At 44.7% G+C, this 19,150-nt stretch carries 16 protein-coding genes; 14 read left to right on the forward strand and 2 right to left on the reverse strand.

Features of this window, described 5'->3' with window-relative positions:
* The first annotated feature begins 62 nt into the window (after positions 1 to 62).
* On the forward strand, positions 63 to 890 hold the full coding sequence (gene tagG / locus NQS30_RS01220; protein WP_015240701.1) for a teichoic acids export ABC transporter permease subunit TagG: 828 nt from the start codon (positions 63 to 65) through the stop codon (positions 888 to 890).
* Between the two features lie 19 nt (positions 891 to 909).
* Entirely contained in the window at positions 910 to 2,463 is a 1,554-nt protein-coding gene (tagH, locus tag NQS30_RS01225; protein WP_025285364.1) for a teichoic acids export ABC transporter ATP-binding subunit TagH, read from the forward strand.
* A gap of 34 nt (positions 2,464 to 2,497) precedes the next feature.
* On the opposite strand, the gene galU is transcribed toward tagH, so the two are convergent.
* Complete coding sequence (galU, locus tag NQS30_RS01230) at positions 2,498 to 3,376, reverse strand: UTP--glucose-1-phosphate uridylyltransferase GalU (protein WP_015240700.1); 879 nt, start codon at positions 3,374 to 3,376, stop codon at positions 2,498 to 2,500.
* A gap of 277 nt (positions 3,377 to 3,653) precedes the next feature.
* On the opposite strand from galU, the gene wecB reads away from it, so the two are divergent.
* Entirely contained in the window at positions 3,654 to 4,793 is a 1,140-nt protein-coding gene (wecB, locus tag NQS30_RS01235; RefSeq protein ID WP_015240699.1) for a non-hydrolyzing UDP-N-acetylglucosamine 2-epimerase, read from the forward strand.
* A gap of 51 nt (positions 4,794 to 4,844) precedes the next feature.
* Here the strand turns inward: wecB and tagU are convergent, their stop codons facing one another.
* Positions 4,845 to 5,765, reverse strand: a complete 921-nt coding sequence (gene tagU / locus NQS30_RS01240) for a polyisoprenyl-teichoic acid--peptidoglycan teichoic acid transferase TagU (protein WP_015240698.1) — start codon at positions 5,763 to 5,765, stop codon at positions 4,845 to 4,847.
* Between the two features lie 176 nt (positions 5,766 to 5,941).
* Between tagU and NQS30_RS01245 the strand changes: the two genes are divergently transcribed.
* From NQS30_RS01245 to tuaH, 11 genes are all read left to right on the forward strand, one after another.
* A complete protein-coding gene (locus NQS30_RS01245) occupies positions 5,942 to 6,244 on the forward strand; it encodes a membrane protein (protein WP_017418804.1) in 303 nt (100 codons plus the stop codon).
* 22 nt (positions 6,245 to 6,266) lie between these two features.
* A complete protein-coding gene (locus NQS30_RS01250) occupies positions 6,267 to 8,384 on the forward strand; it encodes a SpoIID/LytB domain-containing protein (RefSeq protein WP_015240696.1) in 2,118 nt (705 codons plus the stop codon).
* A 25-nt stretch (positions 8,385 to 8,409) separates the two neighbouring features.
* On the forward strand, positions 8,410 to 9,900 hold the full coding sequence (locus tag NQS30_RS01255; protein WP_015240695.1) for an N-acetylmuramoyl-L-alanine amidase: 1,491 nt from the start codon (positions 8,410 to 8,412) through the stop codon (positions 9,898 to 9,900).
* Between the two features lie 239 nt (positions 9,901 to 10,139).
* Positions 10,140 to 10,799: an exopolysaccharide biosynthesis polyprenyl glycosylphosphotransferase gene (locus NQS30_RS01260; protein ID WP_003151373.1), complete on the forward strand. Its 660-nt coding sequence runs from the start codon at positions 10,140 to 10,142 to the stop codon at positions 10,797 to 10,799.
* Between the two features lie 36 nt (positions 10,800 to 10,835).
* Positions 10,836 to 12,284, forward strand: a complete 1,449-nt coding sequence (tuaB, locus tag NQS30_RS01265) for a teichuronic acid biosynthesis protein TuaB (protein ID WP_015240694.1) — start codon at positions 10,836 to 10,838, stop codon at positions 12,282 to 12,284.
* The gene (gene tuaC, locus NQS30_RS01270) at positions 12,281 to 13,477 is read left to right on the forward strand and encodes a teichuronic acid biosynthesis protein TuaC (RefSeq protein WP_015240693.1); all 1,197 of its coding nucleotides are present in this window, start codon (positions 12,281 to 12,283) and stop codon (positions 13,475 to 13,477) included. Before tuaB ends, tuaC begins: the two co-directional genes overlap by 4 nt.
* A 4-nt stretch (positions 13,478 to 13,481) precedes the next feature.
* Positions 13,482 to 14,822: a UDP-glucose 6-dehydrogenase TuaD gene (gene tuaD, locus NQS30_RS01275; protein WP_015240692.1), complete on the forward strand. Its 1,341-nt coding sequence runs from the start codon at positions 13,482 to 13,484 to the stop codon at positions 14,820 to 14,822.
* A 67-nt stretch (positions 14,823 to 14,889) separates the two neighbouring features.
* On the forward strand, positions 14,890 to 16,377 hold the full coding sequence (tuaE, locus tag NQS30_RS01280) for a teichuronic acid biosynthesis protein TuaE (RefSeq protein WP_069006926.1): 1,488 nt from the start codon (positions 14,890 to 14,892) through the stop codon (positions 16,375 to 16,377).
* Entirely contained in the window at positions 16,374 to 17,054 is a 681-nt protein-coding gene (gene tuaF, locus NQS30_RS01285) for a teichuronic acid biosynthesis protein TuaF (protein WP_025285357.1), read from the forward strand. Before tuaE ends, tuaF begins: the two co-directional genes overlap by 4 nt.
* 23 nt (positions 17,055 to 17,077) lie before the next feature.
* On the forward strand, positions 17,078 to 17,836 hold the full coding sequence (gene tuaG, locus NQS30_RS01290; protein ID WP_003151380.1) for a teichuronic acid biosynthesis protein TuaG: 759 nt from the start codon (positions 17,078 to 17,080) through the stop codon (positions 17,834 to 17,836).
* A gap of 19 nt (positions 17,837 to 17,855) precedes the next feature.
* Positions 17,856 to 19,052, forward strand: coding sequence for a teichuronic acid biosynthesis protein TuaH (gene tuaH, locus NQS30_RS01295; RefSeq protein WP_218791395.1), 1,197 nt, complete (start codon positions 17,856 to 17,858; stop codon positions 19,050 to 19,052).
* The last annotated feature ends 98 nt before the right edge of the window (positions 19,053 to 19,150 follow it).

The following is a 19,150-nucleotide window of genomic DNA, read 5'->3' on the forward strand; positions in this document are numbered from 1 at the left end:
TGATTTCTGGTACAATTATCAGCGATGCTTTATAAAATCAAATCAACCTAAGGAAGATTAAAATGAATGCTGTAGTGAAAATACTAAAAGAGCAAGTAACATCATTTCCTTTAATCATGCGATTAGCGGCCTACGAAACAAAGTCTAAATATCAAATGAATTATTTAGGCGTTTTATGGCAGTTTTTAAATCCTCTTATTCAAATGCTCGCCTATTGGTTTGTTTTTGGATTGGGGATCAGAAAAGGGGGGCCGATGGCTACAGGTGCCGGAGAAGTGCCTTTTATTCTGTGGATGCTTGCAGGTCTGATACCGTGGTTTTTTATAAGCCCGACAATACTGGACGGATCAAATAGTGTATTTAAAAGAATTAAAATGGTTGCTAAAATGAATTTCCCAATCAGTTCTTTGCCGTCTGTCGCCATCGCTTCTAATTTGTTCAGTTATGCAATTATGATGGTGATCTATATCATTGCATTGCTCGCCAGCGGAATCTATCCGAGCCTTCATTGGCTTCAATATATTTATTATTTTGTTTGTCTGATGGCTTTCTTATTTTCGTTCAGCTTGTTTAATTCGACAATCAGCGTGCTGATCCGAGACTATCAGTTTCTTCTGCAGGCAGTGACAAGACTTTTATTTTTCCTGCTGCCGATTTTTTGGGACATTCACTCGAAACTGGGGGCAGATCACCCGGAATTGGTGCCGGTCCTGAAGCTGAATCCGCTGTTCTATATTATTGACGGATTCAGGAACAGTTTCTTAGATGGCCAGTGGTTCTTTCAAGATGTGAAGTATACACTGTATTTCTGGCTGTTTACCTTATTTTTATTAACAGTCGGTTCTGTTTTACACATGAAATTCAGAGATAAGTTTATTGACTTTCTTTAATACGTAAGGAGATTGTACAATGAAACTAAAGGTTTCGTTTCGAAATGTTTCAAAGCAGTATCATCTTTATGAAAAACAGTCGGACAAAATAAAAGGTTTGTTTTTCCCTGCTAAAGATAACGGTTTTTTCGCTGTGCGAAATGTCTCCTTTGATGTATATGAAGGGGAGACAATCGGCTTTGTAGGAATTAACGGATCGGGTAAATCGACGATGTCCAATCTGCTTGCAAAAGTAATACCGCCGACAAGCGGTGAAATTGAAATGAACGGCCAGCCGTCGCTGATCGCGATTGCAGCCGGTTTAAATAATGCTTTGACGGGCCGGGATAACATTAGACTCAAATGTTTAATGATGGGGCTGACCAATAAAGAAATCGATGAGATGTATGAAAGCATAGTTGAGTTTGCTGAGATTGGTGATTTTATTAATCAGCCGGTGAAAAACTATTCTAGCGGTATGAAGTCCCGCCTCGGCTTTGCGATATCCGTGCATATAGATCCGGATATTTTAATCATTGATGAAGCCCTCTCTGTCGGGGATCAGACATTTTATCAGAAATGTGTCGACCGAATCCAGGAATTTAAAGAACGAGGAAAAACCATTTTCTTTGTGAGTCATTCCATCGGTCAGATTGAAAAAATGTGTGACCGTGTGGCTTGGATGCACTATGGTGAATTAAGAATGTTCGACGATACTAAAACCGTAGTCAAAGAGTACAAAGCATTTATCGATTGGTTTAATAAGCTCTCCAAAAAAGACAAAGAGAAATATAAGAAAGATCAGGTTGCTGAACGTAAAAAAGAATCGCCTGAGCAGCAGGCAATTGTGAAGGAACAAAAGAAAAAAAATAAATCCGGATCAGCAGTCAATGCTGTTCAAATTGCTATTTTATCAATACTGCTTGTGTTTATGGCCGGAACCATGTTTTTCAGCGCCCCGCTTCGTACGATCGCTTCGTTCGGTAAGATCGGATATCAAGATGATGTTAACAAGGGGAAAGACCAGATATTGGTGAACAAAAAAGGTTTCGTATTAAAAGACCAGACGCAGGCCTATAAAGATACAGAGCTGAAAAAAAAGGCGGACTTCCTTATTCCGTTCGGTGCTCAGGTAAAAGTGGTATCTGAAGACAGGCAATCAGCAAAGATCGAGGTCAACAATAAAACGTACTATATCCCGGAAAACGCAGCGGTCTATAACGAAAAAATTTCAAATGTGAAAGCATCCGCTTTTTCTCCGTATGTAAAGCAGGGTGATGCTGATCAACTTGTGTCGCATCTTGGTGAGCGCGTTAATGATATCCAGCAAGAAATGAAAGAGCTGCAGAAAGAAGTGGTGAACGGCCGGGAGACGCTATATCTTAAAAATGGCGAGGTCAGTTATGCAGTGAATAATGGCAAGGCCGAGCAGCTTGTTTTCAGAGGAATATCAGCTATTACTCCGGCAGATCTATCCCTGAATAATAAAGGTGTTATAAAGGGCAGCAGTGATCGGCAATTTATTGCGGCAAATGATAAATACGCTTTTATTATCAATAACGATAATCAAACTTTAACCTGCATTTTAAAATAAAAAGCTGTTGGAATAAATCCAACAGCTTTTTTTCTTATAATTCATCTTTTCTTAACAGGTCTTCCATGAAAGGGATAAGGTGATCACGCAGTTCACGATCCTGCATCGCAAATTCTAATGTAGTGGTAATAAAACCTAGTTTTTCACCAACATCATATCTTTTGCCCTCAAAATCGTAAGCAAAAACCCGCTGGATTTCATTCAGCTTTTGAATAGCGTCTGTAAGCTGAATTTCTCCTCCGGCACCAATTTGCTGTTCTTCAAGATACATGAAGATTTCAGGAGTGAAGACATAACGTCCCAGTATTGCCAGATTGGACGGAGCAGTCCCTTGAGCCGGCTTCTCAACAAAGTTCTTCACCTGATATCTGCGGCCTTCACTTGTCAGCGGATCAATAATTCCGTAACGATGGGTTTCTTCTTCAGGCACTTGCTGAACCCCTATAATGGAAGAAAGTGTTTTTTCATATTCATCCATCAGCTGGCGAAGCCCTGGTTTTTCAGCTTGAACGATATCATCTCCGAGAAGGACGGCAAATGGCTCGTCACCGATAAAATTACGTGCGCACCAAACGGCATGTCCAAGACCTTTTGGCTCCTTTTGCCGGATATAATGAATGTCAGCAAGATTAGAGGCTTTTCGGACTTTTTCTAAGAGTTCGACCTTCCCTTTTTCTTCTAGGTTTCTTTCCAGCTCTGGTGAGTAATCAAAATGGTCTTCAATGGCTCTCTTGCTTTTTCCCGTAACAATAATAATGTCTTCAATACCCGCTTCAACCGCTTCTTCAATTATGTATTGAATCGTTGGTTTGTCTACAATCGGAAGCATCTCTTTCGGCATGGCTTTTGTTGCCGGCAGAAAGCGTGTCCCTAAACCTGCAGCGGGAATTATGGCTTTGCGTACTTTTTTCACTTTAAAGCACCTTCCTTAGCATCACTTAAATATAAGTTATGATATCTATACAGACTCAGGCTTGCTGATATTTTCTGTATACCCGATATTTCATTTTTAACACTTTTAATGATATAAGATAAACCATTATTAAACAAGTTTTATCCGTAAAGCCTTAATGATATATCCTTTTTCATTTAGGGGAAAAATAATACAAGATATTTAACCGGCGGATCATATCGTGTAAAATGGGTTGATAATGAAAAATGATCACAAACTTGATACAGGAGAAAGAGATATGAAAAAACTTAAAGTCATGACGGTATTCGGTACAAGGCCTGAAGCGATAAAAATGGCGCCCCTTGTGCTCGAATTAAAAAAACGCCCTGAAATAGAATCATATGTCACTGTGACTGCACAGCATAGACAAATGCTGGATCAAGTTCTTCACGCATTTCAAATTAAGCCTGACTTTGATTTGAATATTATGAAAGAACGGCAGACGCTGGCTGAAATTACTTCAAACGCCCTGGTAAAACTGGACGGCCTGTTTAAGGAAATCAAACCTGATATTGTTCTTGTTCATGGTGACACGACAACAACCTTTGCCGGAAGCCTTGCAGCTTTCTATCACCAGATTGCAGTCGGACACGTGGAGGCCGGATTGCGGACGGGCAACAAATACTCACCTTTTCCGGAAGAATTGAACCGCCAAATGACCGGAGCGCTTGCTGATATCCACTTTGCTCCGACTCAGCAAGCGAAGCAAAATTTATTGAATGAGAATAAAAAAGAAAGCTCCATTTTTGTTACTGGAAATACAGCGATTGATGCTTTGCATACAACGGTTCACTCTGAATATTCCCATAACATTATTGAGAAAATCGGCAATGACAGAATGATTTTACTGACGGCGCATCGCCGGGAAAATTTAGGTCAGCCGATGGAACATATGTTTAAAGCCATCCGCCGGATCGCAGATGAATTCAGCGATGTGCAAGTCGTTTATCCGGTACACCTGAATCCTGCTGTACGTGAAGCTGCTGATAAGCACTTTGGTGATTCGGAGCGCGTCCATTTAATTGAACCTCTTGAAGTGATTGATTTCCACAATTTTGCGTCAAGGTCGTATTTTATTTTAACTGATTCAGGAGGCGTTCAGGAGGAAGCTCCTTCCTTAGGAAAGCCGGTTCTCGTATTGCGCGATACTACTGAACGGCCCGAAGGAGTGGAGGCGGGCACTCTGAAATTAGCCGGTACTGATGAAGAAACGATTTATCAGATGGCAAAACAGCTGCTGACAGACAAGCAGGAATATGAAAAAATGTCGCGGGCATCTAATCCCTATGGAGATGGCATGGCGTCAAGAAGGATTGCTGAGGGACTGCTCTATCAATTCGGACTGCGTTCAGAGCATCCTGATTCTTTTGAAGTGTAACAAAAAAGCAGCTCCGCATAAAGTATGCGAAGCTGCTTTTTCTGCATTAGTTTAAAGGTTGAGGTTGCTTCTCAATTCTTTAGTAATGGAGGCAAGTCCATTTTCATCTGCTTTATAATAGTAAATTCCGTCAATTTTGGTGCCGTCACCCTTCAGCTCATGCTGAATCACTTTCTTGCGGGCATCTTTATAACCGGATTGAATATCCCACATATCATCAAAGGTTAAATTCGTTTTTACATTGTTCTCTACTACTTTAAACATATCTCCGAATTTCGTGACAGAAGAGATACTTGCCCCTTTATTGATAATACCCTCTATAATCTGCCGCTGTCTGTCTTGGCGGCCGAAATCCCCTTTAGGATCTTCTTTTCTCATTCGTGAGTAAGCGAGGGCTTCATCACCGTTTAATGAAATATTGCCTTTGCTGAAGGAATAACCGTCATAGTTGAAAGCGAATGTACTGTTGACAGTGATGCCTCCTAAAGTGTCAACGACATCTTTAAAGCTTTCCATGTTTACTTTAATGAAATAATCTACAGGCAGGTTCAAGAAATTCTCCACAGTATCTACTGCCATTTGCGTACCGCCAAATGCATATGAATGATTGATTTTATCCATCGTGCCCTTGCCGATAATTTTTGTATAAGTGTCACGCGGAATACTGACCATTTCCGTTGTTTTTGTCTTTGGATTGACTGTAAGGTAAATGAGCGAGTCTGCCCTTCCTTTATCATTTTTACGTTCGTCTACTCCCATGATCAAGACAGAGAACGGTTCGTGTTTATTTATTTTCACCTCAGTCCTGCGTTTATTCGATTTGTTAATGTCTTCGTGAATGCTTGCGACGGTTGATGCCGCTTTATGCCATAGGTAGTATGTAAAGCCGCCGGAAACTAAAATAAAAATACCGATGATTGTCAGAAAGACCAGTAACAAAGTCTTTTTCTTTTTTCTTCGTTTACTTCTCATCTCAATACACCTCATCTGTTTTAATTGGAAATCGGACTCCCAGCAAATGCATTTTTTTATAATAGAATACAATAAATCCTAATATAGTCGAATGTTATCGAAAAAAGTTTCAATGTTTCTTAATTTTTCTTTAAAATAATAATATAATGTCGATAATCCATATTGAGGTGAAAAAAATGAAAAAAATTTTCGGATGTTTGTTCTTTATACTGCTTCTCGCCGGGTGCGGAGTTAACAATGAAAAATCTCAGGGCGAGGATGCGGGTGAAAAGCTGGTCACGAAAGAGGGCACTTATGTAGGACTGGCGGATACTCATACAATAGAAGTCACTGTGGATCATGAACCAGTAAGTTTTGATATCACTGAAGAATCAGCCGACGATGTTAAGAATTTGGATAATGGCGACAAAGTGACAGTAAAATATCAAAAAAATAGCAAGGGACAGCTTATGCTGAAGGATATCGAACCGGCAAATTAATGAACAGGGGGACGCTGTAATCTTGAAAACTTGCAAACATTTAATAGGACTGACTCTAGCTGCTGTTATATTGCTTATACCGGCGGTTTCCTTTGCGGCAGATTCAAATATATCTGTTAAGCTGACAAATTACATAGGAAATCAATCAAGCATTTCTTTATCTCCAACCGGTTTTTATCAGGTTACCGGTGATCATGTGTCTGTAACCAACCGCTTTTCGGGGGCATCCCGATATGAGACGGCGGCTCTTGCATCTGACTCCCAATGGACGAATCCTAAAACCGTTATTCTCGTCAATCGTGATGTTTTTATCGACGCATTACCAGTAATTCCTCTGGCGAAAAAATTGGATGCGCCGGTGTTATTTACACAGCCGGACACTTTGACAAAAACAACAGAAAAACAGATTGCCAAGTTCAATCCCGATAATATTCTGGTCATCGGCGGGGCTAAAAGCATTTCAAAGGACGTTGAAAATAAGCTTAAGTCTTATGGAGCTGTGAAAAGAATCAGCGGGAAAAACCGTTATGTTCTGTCTGAAAACATTGCAAAACAAATGGGGAATTACGATAAAGCAATTGTTGTAACAGGGAATGTTTTTCAAGACGCTTTAGCCATTGCTCCGTATGCTGCTGCAAACGGCTATCCCATTTTACTGACTGAAAAGGATAAATTGCCGGATTATGATCTTCCGAAGCAAGTCATAATTATCGGGAGTTCGTTCAGCGTGAGTGATGCTGTAGAAAATCAAATTAAAAAAACTTCAACTGTGCAGCGAATACCCGGATCAACACGGTATGAATTGACTGCTAATATTATTAATCAGCTAAAGTTGAAGGCTGATAAAGTCGTCATGACTAATGGAACGAAATATGCTGATGTCCTGGTTGGCGCTTCTTTAGCCGCCAAAAAAAACAGCCAAATATTATATATCAAACAAGATGATGTTCCTTCAGCAGCTAAATCAGTGACAAAAGAGAAGGCGTCGTATGCATACGACTTTATCGGAAGTACAAGCTCCATTTCCGCCGCGGTTGAAAATGAGCTTTCAAACCATTTTTACTTAGCCGGCGGAAGCACATACAACTTACAAATCAATAATGGAAAGTTAAATCTTAATCATATTAAAACATATGGGAATTCATTGAGAATAAAACCGGAAACGTACAATGAATCCAACCGGATCAGTTTGAATGGAAAAGAATACTTGGGGACGGTTAATTTTTCAATAGAGTCAGGCAAATATATCAGACCTGTAAATGAAAACATTCCTTTTGAAGATTATTTAAAAGGTGTCGTACCGAATGAAATGCCTGCAAGCTGGTCTCTTGAAGCGCTGAAGGCGCAAACGGTTGCGGCAAGAACATACTCAATTACGAAGACCGGGAGCACTGTTGCTGATACTACTGCTTTTCAAGTATATGGCGGGTACAGCTGGAATGCCAATACAACGAAAGCGGTGCAGCAGACAAAAAATAAGGTGCTGACTTACAAAGGGAATTTAATTACGGCGGCTTATTCATCAAGTAATGGCGGTTATACAGAATCAAGCGGCGAAGTATGGGGTTCAAGCGTTCCTTATTTAACTGCGAAAAAAGACACAAAAGATCCTCAAACTGCCTGGAGTCTGACGCTTTCTAAGCAGCAAATCAATCCGGATTCAATTGATGTAAATAAGCCGGCCTCTTGGTTTGCTTCAAAGAATGAGACAAATGCATCTCAACTGAGCGGTATTAAAAATTGGATTTTGAAAAATAAGGAAACAGGCGCTTCCGCCATTAAAATTTTAAAAATAGAAGATTTTACATTCAGCGGAACAACTAAAGGACAGCGGGCTAAAACAGCAACTTTGAAAGTGAATTACGCTGTCAAACAAAACAACGGAAATTACGAGGCAAATAAAACATCTGCAATGACTGTGCCGGTGACTGAACTGAGAACGATGATCGGAGCCTCCGTGTTTAAAAGCACTTATGTGACCGTCAGTCAAAACAGTTCTGCTTTTACAATCAGCGGAAAGGGATATGGACACGGCATCGGTATGAGCCAATACGGCGCTAAGGCAAGAGCGGATTCAGGAGATTCATATAGTTCAATTTTAAAATTTTATTATCCGGGCACCACATTGACTGACTATTAAATAAACGAGAGCAGGAGGAAGGCAATTGCGTTCTTATCTTAAAGTCCTGATCATTTCTATGCTTGGACTCATCTTATTTATCCCGTCAGCCTTAGCTGACAACGCGGTTAAAAGAGTAGGGGGAAGCAACAGGTACGGTACGGCTGCTGCGCTTTCCAAGCAGGTGTATTCAACAGCGAGTACAGCTGTTGTCGTCGGCGGAGGTTCGTATGCAGATGCTATATCTGCTGCCCCGATGGCATATCAGAAAAATGCGCCGCTGCTTTACACAAACAAAGATAATTTGTCATCAGAGACGAAAACCCGTCTGAAAGAATTAAAAACAAAAACGGTCATTATTGTCGGCGGAACGCCTGCTGTGTCAGCAAATACAGCAAATCAAATCAAAGCGCTCGGCATCAGTGTTAAGAGAATTTCAGGAAGCAACCGATATGATACGGCAGCTAAAGTAGCAAAGGAAATGCCTGCCGCTTCAAAAGCCGTTATTGCAAACGGATTTTTATATGCTGACGCAATAGCTGCAATTCCATATGCCGCAATGAACGGATATCCAATTTTGTTTACGAATCAAACAGATATCAACAGTGCGACAGCAGGAGCTATAAAAAGCAAGGGGATCAAAAGCTCTATTGTAGCAGGGGGAACCGGGAGCATAAATGCCTCTGTCTTTAATAAACTTCCTTCTCCAAAAAGAATCAGCGGAAGCAATCGATACGAACTTGCGGCCAATCTAGTTCAGCAATTAAATCTTCCGACAGGCAATGTATTCGTCAGCAATGGTTTCGGGTATGCAGACTCCATAGCGGGTGCTGCTCTTGCTGCAAAGAAAAAACAATCTATCATTCTGACAAACGGCAGCAATCTTTCAAAAGAAACAAGAGTCATCATCGGGAGAAAAAAATTAAGCAGCTTTACCATTATCGGGAATACCCCGGCTGTCAGCTCAAATGTTGCAAACCAGCTGAAAAATCCGGCAGCAGGAAAAACAATTTTAATTGATCCGGGTCATGGAGGAAAAGATTCCGGTTCTATAGGTAACGGCATTTTAGAAAAAGACGTCAATCTTGATATCGCTAAAAGGCTGAATACAAAATTAAATGCTTCAGGTGCTCTGCCGGTCATGACGAGGTCTAATGATACATTTTATTCCTTGCAGGAAAGGGTAAATAAAGGTGCAACCGCAGGAGCGGATTTATTCATCAGCGTTCACGGCAATGCAAATGATGCAACTTCTGCAAACGGAACTGAGACCTACTATGATGAGACATATCAAGCCGCTGCAAGCAAACGCCTGGCAGGACAAATTCAGCCTAGGGTTGTTAATGCATTAAAAACAAGAGACAGAGAGGTTAAAACAGCTCCGTTCTATGTCATTAAGTATTCCAAAATGCCTAGTGTATTAGTAGAGACGGCTTTTATTACGAATCCGTCTGATGCAAGTAAATTAAAGCAAGCATCCTATAAGGAAAAGGCAGCTGCAGCCATCAATGATGGAATCGTGTCTTATTATAAGTAAAACTTTTATATATTTGTGTACGAGCCTGCTGGTCAAAATTGACCGGCAGGCTTTTTCATTGTGATCCTTTTCAATTATAGTAACCGCCGTTTATGGATATGAATAGATTTACAATAAAAAAACAATAATCGAAACATTCTAATAAACATTAACGCTTCCTTTACTTCCAATTAACATCCATCTGCTAAACTCACGGCATAGGTCATCAAACATCCCAACAAATCGTGAGGTGTGTGTCAGTGGGAGCAGAGAAAAGCATGAATGTAAATAATAACTATGCAGTGCGGCAGGGGACTTCCGCTGCCGTTACGGAAAGAACGGCCCGTTATTTGGCTTTTAAGCGATTCATGGACATTGTGTTTGCGCTTGCGGGGCTTTTGGCGGCGCTCCCGGTGATGGGCCTGTTCTCCATACTGATTCGTTTGGAGTCGCCCGGCCCGGCTTTTTATAAGCAGGAGCGGGTAGGCAAAGACGGGAAGCCGTTTTATTTGTATAAGCTCCGCTCTATGAAAATAGATGCTGAAAAATCGGGGGCGGTCTGGGCGCTGAAAAAGGATCCCCGCGTGACAAAGGTCGGCGCTTTTATCAGAAGGACCCGTATTGATGAGCTGCCGCAACTGGTAAATGTGCTTCGGGGAGAAATGAGCCTGATCGGCCCGCGTCCCGAGCGTCCCGTGTTTACGGAACAGTTTCAGGCTGAGATTCCGGGGTTTACGGAGCGGCTGGCCGTTAAGCCGGGATTAAGCGGCTGGGCGCAGGTCAACGGGGGATATGACATGACACCGAGGGAAAAACTGATGTTTGACTTATATTATATCCGCAACCTGACCTTTTCATTGGAACTGAAGATTATGCTCAAAACGTGCAAAGTGATCTGGACCGGTGACGGGGCGCGATAAAAATTCTGGTCAGCAGACAAAAAAGTAGGGAAAACGATGCCTAGTATTACAAATCAAATCTTGAGCGGCGCCAAATGGACAAGTATTTCGACAGCGTGTATTACGGTCATTCAAATCGTCCAATTCGCCCTGCTCGGGCGGGTCATGTCACTGGCTGAATTCGGCCTTGTCGGCATGATCACAACGGTAGTGGTGTTTGCCCAAATTGCGCTGGATATGGGTTTTGGCGCCGCGCTCATTCAAAAAGATCATGTGACTGATAAACAGATGTCTTCCTTGTACTGGCTGAATATCATAACGGGGCTTGCGCTGTTTGCGCTGCTGTTTTTCAGCAGTCCGCTCATCGCCGATTTTTATCGGCGGGAGGAGCTTGTCTATTTAATCCGCGTGCTGGCCGTCATGTTTTTAATCGCGCCGATCGGTCAGCAATACCAGTATATGCTGCAAAAAGCGCTGGCATTTAACACGTTAAGCAAGATTGAAATCTTTTCAAATGTGCTGTCCTTCGTGTATTTGGCGGCCGCGGTTTTTTATACGGACCCGATTCTCGCCTATGTGATTTCCCAGGTGCTCCTGCAATCGTCAAAAGGTATTCTGTACTGGATGGCCTGCAGAAAAACATGGAGACCGGCGTTGGTTTTTGATCTGAAAGGAATGAAAGGCTTCTTTTCTTTCGGGGCCTTTCAGCTGTCTTCCCGGCTTGTGAACCGGCTCGGAGCGAATATTGATATGATTCTGATCGGCAGTTTTATCGGCGCTGAGGCGCTCGGCATTTACAATCTGGCCTACCAGATTGTCACGCTTCCGGTATTAAAAATTAATCCGATCATTACGAGAGTCGCGTTTCCCGTCTTTGCGAAAAACAAGCATGAAAACAGCGTTATCAGAGAAGGATTTCTCAATATGACCAAAATACTCGCGCTGATATCCTTTCCGCTTTTGCTCGGTTTGGTTTCAGTGTCGGATGCATTCGTGGCTTCGGTATTCGGAGAAAAATGGCTGTCGGCTGTCCCGGTTTTAAATGTTCTCGCCATCGTCGGGATATTAAGGGTTCTGATGAATCCGAACGGATCTGTGCTGCTCGCAAAAGGGCGGGCCGATCTGGCGTTTTATTGGGACGCCGGGGTGATGCTGCTGTATGGTGCATCTTTGTACGCCGCCGTGCTGTCCGGAAATCTCTTGACGGTAGCCTGGACGTACGCTTTCATCAGCATCCTGAATTTCCTGATCGGGCGCTGGCTGTTGGCATATGTCATTAAGCTGCGGCTGTCGGCTTACTTCAAAGCCGTGGCCAAACCGTTTCTGCTTACGGCGGCAATGGGTGTCATCGCTTTTACAGCCAGCTTCGGCACGGAGCGGATCAGCCTTGATGTCAAGCTGCGGCTGGCGATCTCCGTAGCCTGCGGCGCGTTGTGTTATTTATTCCTGTTAGGAAAAGCTTATCCGCATATGAAAAGTAAATTAAGAAAAGGACGTTTGCTATGAAGGTATTGTGGATGACAAGTGTCTATCCGAGCAGTGAGAAGCCGGGAGAAGGCGTTTTTCATGAGACGCAGGCCCAAGAACTGAGAAAGCTTGGCGCGGAGATGACCGTCATTTGTCCGCGGCCGAAACTCCCCGCGCCATTCCGGGTGCTGAAAAAGACGTATCGGCAAAAGGATATCAGGCCGGCGCATGAATGGCGGAAAGGCGTGTCCGTCCACCGGCCGTTTTATCAGGCGGTTCCCGGGCAGCTGAAATGGGCGCAGCCGCATAAAAGAATGGCGTCATCGGTTCTTTCCGCGATTAAAAATCATGGCCTGAAGCCCGATCTGATTCACGCGCATTTCGCCATGCCGTCAGGCGGAGCGGCCGCCATTGTGTCAAAGGCTTTAGGCATTCCGTATGTGCTGACCTTGCATGGCAGTGATGTCAATGTCTATCCGCATTACAGCAAAAGCGCTCATCGCGCATTTACATTTGCGGTGCGGGAAGCAGCCGATATTTACGCTGTGAGCGGCAGTCTGCGGGAACAAATGAAAAAGCTTATCGAAGCGGAGTGCACCGTGCTTCCGATCGGCATCACGCTTGACGCCTTCCGAAAAAGGAACGAGACGAAAGAAGCCGTCAGAAAACGGCTCGGCCTTCCTCCGGATAAAAAACTGATCGTGTTCATCGGCAGGCTTGTCAAAGAGAAAGGCGTTTTCGACTTATCAAAAGCCGTTCAATCATTGGATGAAAGTTATGAAGCCGTCTTTGTCGGTGACGGTCCCGCCGCATCTTCATTGCGTGAAGCCGCTCATATCGTCACGGGGCAATTGCCGAACGACAAGGTACAGGACTATCTGCTGGCTTCGGATGTAATGGCGCTGCCGTCCTACAGCGAAGGCATGCCGACTGTGGTCATTGAGGCGCTCGCTCTGAAGGTGCCGGTGATCTGCACCGATGTCGGAGGATTGGCTTCTTTATTCGGGAAACACCGGGGGTTGCTGATCAAGCCGGGTTCACCTGAGACGCTGGCAGAATCGATTCTGCAATATGACGAAGGAGAGGCTTGGACGCCGCAAACAGCCGAGGAACTTTATCAAACCGTCCGCATGTATTTTGACGCAAGCCAAAACGCGAAAACGCTGAAAGAGAAATACCGATCCGTAATGAACCGGGCCGGGCAAGAGGAGAACCTTTCGAAAGAGGGATGAAGCTGTGAAAAAAATCGCTGTATTAGGAACAGGGTATGTAGGTCTTGTATCTGGAACTTGTTTTGCGGAAATCGGCCATCATGTGACTTGCTGTGACATCAATGAAGCGAAAATCAGAAGCTTGCAAAACGGAGTCATCCCGATATATGAACCGGGGCTTGAGGAATTAGCCGAAAAAAATGTCAGTGCCGGGCGCTTATCCTTTACGGCCGGCATTGAGCCGGCTGTGAAAGCCGCTGATATCATCTATATCGCCGTCGGTACGCCGATGTCAAAGACGGGTGAAGCCGATCTGACCTACATTAAGGCAGCGGCGCAAACAATCGGAGAACAGCTGAACGGATACAAAATCATTGTCACCAAAAGCACTGTTCCGGTCGGGACAGGAAAGCTCGTTTACCAAATCGTCAGCGAAGCGTCAAAGGGAAAATATCCGTTTGATGTCGCGTCAAATCCTGAATTCCTCCGCGAAGGTTCGGCGGTGCGGGATACGATGCAGATGGAGCGGGCGGTCATCGGCGCCACAAGCGAACATGCCGCTTCGGTCATTGAAGAGCTTCATAAGCCGTTCCGTACGAAGATCGTAAAGACCAATCTTGAAAGCGCGGAAATGATTAAGTATGCCGCAAATGCTTTTTTAGCCGCCAAAATATCTTTTATTAACGATATCGCCAATATTTGCGAACGTGTCGGGGCGGACATTTCCCACGTGTCAGAAGGCGTCGGTCTTGACAGCCGGATCGGGAATAAATTTCTCCAGGCGGGCATCGGATTCGGCGGATCCTGCTTTCCGAAGGATACAACGGCTTTATTGCATATCGCAAACGCCGCCGGCTATCCGTTTCAAATGATGGAAGCCGTCATTGAAACCAATCAGAAGCAGCGGGTCCGTATTACGGAAAAATTGAACCGCACAATCGGTCCCTTAAAAGGGAAAACCGTGGCCGTACTGGGGCTGGCCTTTAAACCGCACACAAATGACGTCCGCTCCGCCCCGGCTCTTGATATCATCACAAGTCTTAAAGAGCAGGGCGCTCACGTGAAAGCGTATGATCCGATCGCGATTCCCGAAGCGTCAGCGATATTAGGAGACGGCGGCATTGAATATCACACAGAGCTGTACAGTGCCATCAAAAACGCGGACGCATGCCTGATTACAACAGATTGGCCGGAAGTCAAGGAGATGGATCTTCAGAGAGTGAAGCAGCTGCTCAAACAGCCGGTCATCATTGACGGCAGAAATATGTTTCCGCTGGAATATATGAGGGTTTCAGGATTCACTTATCATTCCGTCGGACGTCCGGCGGTTCATGCCGATCGGCAAATAAAAGAACTGGCAAGATAGAAAAAGATTTGTCTTCAGGCTCTCGGCAGCCCGGCTCGGCTGCCGGTTTTGGAAAGGGGTTTGCCATGTGAGTATCAAACGTTCAGCGGCACATGTTCTTGTGCTGCTTGCCGCTCTCATTACAGGAGGATTCATCATGCTGGAGGCGGTCAGGGCGGATGCCGGCTTCGGAAAAATCACCGTGCTGCTGCTTACCGCCACGATCGGTATTGCCGGACTTGCTTTGCTATCCGCCTTTACAACAAACGGTCAGATGTTTATGGGGCTCATTTATATACTGATCGCGTGTACATTTTTAAACCAGGCCTTCTTTGCGGTCCATCTCGGATTTTTCAGCTTATTTATATACCGGCTGTTATTAATCGGAGCGGGCGCCCTTCACGTCGCCGGCATCCTGACAAACCGCCATCATATTGACAGATGGAATCGGGTGAATGTAAAAGGGGTTCTGATGTTTTTCGCCTTATGGTTTACATACGGCCTCCTATCGTTATTGTGGGCAAAATCCGTGACGTACGGGATTAAATATTTAGCTTTAATGGGAATGGGCATGTTTTTGATTTATCTTATTGTCATGTTCATTCAGCGCTTTGATCAGCTGATGGTTTTTTACGGCATATGGCTTGTGATGACCATTTTTGTGATGGCGATCGGCTTTTACAATCATTTTACACACCACCATCTGCCGAGCTCCACGCTTTATAACGGCCCGCAGTACAAACAGCATTATCCGACGTCCGTTTTCTTTAATCAAAATGATTTCGCAACGTTTTTGTGCATCAGTTTCTTTCTGTATGCGGCGGCGGTGAAAAATATGAAAAACGGCTATGTGAAGGCCGTCAGCCTGCTCTTTGCGATCTGCGCTTTGTATTTAATCATTTTGACCGGTTCGCGCGCGAGTCTGCTGGGCATATGCGCGGGGGCGGCTGTATACGTCTTCATTCTGCTGCCTTCCCTGTTGAAAAAACTCGCGCTGTACGCAGCGGGAGCGGGTGCGGCGCTGTTTGCGGTTTTATTTGCGGGCCGTATCACCAATGCCGTCTTGAATCTGTTTTCAGCTCCGCAGGCGGTGCCGGGACAGCATCCGCTTCCTTCCAACCTCGCGAGGGCGAATCTTTTAAAAAACGCCTTTCACTATGTGATTGATTCCTGGGGGTTCGGAGTGGGTGCCGGAAACGTCTCTTACTATTTAAAAGCAGAGCCCGTTTATGATACGGGCGGCGTAGTTGAGGTGCACAACTGGCTCGTCGAGATTATGGCGAACTTCGGCGTTCTTACGATGCTCGGTTACCTGACAGTCTATTTGTTCCTTTTTTGGACACTTTATAAATGTCATGAAAGAAAATCGGAAAATCAGTCAAGACTGATCACAGAAGGACTTATCACGGCGATGGCCGGTTTTTTGGTAAGCAGCATCAGCCCAAGCTCCGTATCAAATTTATTTTTCCATTGGGTATTTCTCTCGCTCGTGATCGCGGCGGTCAATATATTGAGGCGTTTACAAAAGGAGCCTGCCGTCACGGCGTACTATGAAAAACAGGGAGATGCGAGATGAAGGATATGTTGACAAGAATAACCCGGCGTATCAAAAAGAATATCATTTGGATCATTGCGCTGCCCGTTGTGTTAGGGGCAGCGGGATATGTATTGCCGTCAAAAATCAGCGGGGGCAGCAGTTTTACATCAGAAGCCGCGATCGCCGCGGGAAATTATGATCATCCGCTTTATAACAATACAAAAGAAATCCCGCTCCTTTTGACGAGCGATGCCTTTTTAAAGCAGGCTTTACCTGATAAAACAGACGAAGAAAGAGCGGCCGTGAAAAGTAAACTGACTGTCGAAACACAATCAGATTCATTGATCACGGTCAGCTACAGCGGCCAAAACAAACAGGAGACCGAATCGGTGTTTCAAGCCGTCATAAAAACTTTTCTGAGGAATGATCAGGACCTGTTTGAAAAACGGGCAAAAGTAGTGCGGCAGAGTATTGCTGCGCTTGAAGGAGAAACCGTCAGCGCGGACGCCAAAGTGGATAAGGAACGATTTTTATACGAATTGAAAAATACGCAGCTGAACCTGAAAGCGGCCGGCATCATCAATTCAGAGCCGATGAATGAAACGGCGGGACAAGGCATGCCGCCGAAAAAGAAAGCGGTTCTGGGCGTTTTAATCGGCATTGCAGTTGCATTTATGTTCATTGTCATTCCTGAGTTTTTTAGAGAGTCCTTGTAAAAATCTGCGATGGAGATGTGACCATGACAAACTGGAAACCTTTCGTATCTGTCATTACACCGTCTTATAATGCAAGTGAATATATCGAAGACACGATTCAGTCTGTTTTACATCAAAGCCACCCGCATTGGGAAATGATTATCGCGGATGATTGTTCAACGGACGGAACGAGAGATATTTTACGGCAATATGAACAAAAGGATGAGCGGATCCGCGTCGTTTATTTAGATAAAAACGGGGGAGCCGCGGCTGCCAGAAATACAGCCCTTAAACATGCCAAGGGCCGTTATGTCGCATTTCTGGACAGCGATGACAGATGGAAAAAGGAAAAGCTTCAAAAACAGCTTGCGTTTATGGCAGAGCGGTCCTGCGCTTTTTCATTTACGGGCTACAGCGTCATGGAGCAGGACGGAACGCCGACGGACAAAACGATTCAAGCCCCTGAAAGCCTGTCATATGATGAAGCTTTAAAAAACACGATTATCGGATGTTTAACGGTCATGATTGACAGAGAGCAGACGGGGCAGATTCAAATGCCTGATATCAGAACGCGGCAGGATTTAGCGACATGGCTTTCCCTGCTGAAAAGGGGATTTACGGCTTACGGCCTGAATGAGTGCCTTTCAGAATACAGGCTTGTGCAGAATTCGATTTCAAGCAACAAGTGGAAAGCCGCAAAAAAAACGTGGTTTGTTTATAGAGAAATTGAGCGCCTGCATTTTATCAAGGCTTCGTGGTGTTTTATGCAATATGCAAAAAACGCGGTCTTGAAAAGACTGTAGGCGTCAGAGGAGCTGGGTGATGAAGGTGGAACCGATTATTCACGTAATCGTCGGAGCGGCGGAATGGGGGCATGACCGGCTGAGATACAGACGGCACCGGCTGGCTGAATTTCTCGCCCGGCAAAAAGAAACGAAAAGCGTCATTTGGGTATGCCCGTCTCCGCGAGCCAATGATGGTCAGATGGCCGGGATCGCCGAGGGAATCCGGCAGTTCACTGTAAAGGATCTCATGCGGCAAAAAGCTTTCCGCTTCGGCAGGTATACAGACATGTGCTACAGGCATAAGCTTTCACCATTGTTGAACATGCTGAAGGAAGAAGGAGAAGGGGCCCGCTGCTGCTTATGGTACACCTTCCCCGGTTTTCCGCTTCTGGCAGATATGTTTCCTTGGGATGAAGTGATTTACGATTGCAGTGATCTGTGGGCCGCTCCGATCAGCGGCCGGTCCGGGGTGCTGTCAAATGTTAGAAGAAACATCATTAAACAGGCGGAAATGAGAATCATTCAGCGTGCCGATTCCATTACGTGTACATCTGACTGTCTGCACCAGGAGGTCGGAAAAAAGCTGGAGAACCCGCACCAGAAAGTGTTCACCATTGAAAACGGAGTGGAATATGACCTGTTTTCACGGGAAAATAAACAGCCGGATGAAGACATTTTACGGGGACGGAACGGAACGGTTCTCGGTTTTATCGGCGGAATCAAACCGAAGCTCGATTTTGCGCTTATGGCGGAAACGGCAGATGTGAGGCCTGACTGGACGATTTTATTGGTAGGCCCGAACACGGCTCAGGACGATCCGGATTTCAAGTCGCTTCTAGAGCGTCCGAATGTCATCTGGACGGGACCTGCCGCGCCGAATGAAGTGCCGTCCTATATGCAGCTTGTCGACATCGGCATCATGCCTTATAAAAATTCACCTTATAATGACGCGGTATTTCCGCTTAAGCTTTTTGAATTTTTAGCCGCCGGGAAACCGGTTGTCGGCTGCAACCTTTCTTCTACGTCAAAAATCAAAAGGCCTTTCGTCTATGAATACGTTGAAGGCAGTGACCCCGCAGATTTCATCGCGGCCTGCGACGCGCTTCTGGCAGCGGACCGCAGCGGATCATATGAGGCTTTGCGCCGTGAATTGGCCCGGAGACGGGATTGGAATGTTTTATTCGGCCGAATGCTCGAATGCACGGGTATATTGAAAAATGCGCAATCCCATTAAAAGGGAAAGCGCATTTTTTGATTTGCGTGTTTCTTTTTGATGATGCTTGTTATAATAACTAGTAAGAATTATAATGGAAGGAACGGTTCAATATCAGA

The organism is Bacillus sp. B1(2022) (assembly GCF_040259625.1).
Taxonomy (GTDB): domain Bacteria; phylum Bacillota; class Bacilli; order Bacillales; family Bacillaceae; genus Bacillus; species Bacillus velezensis.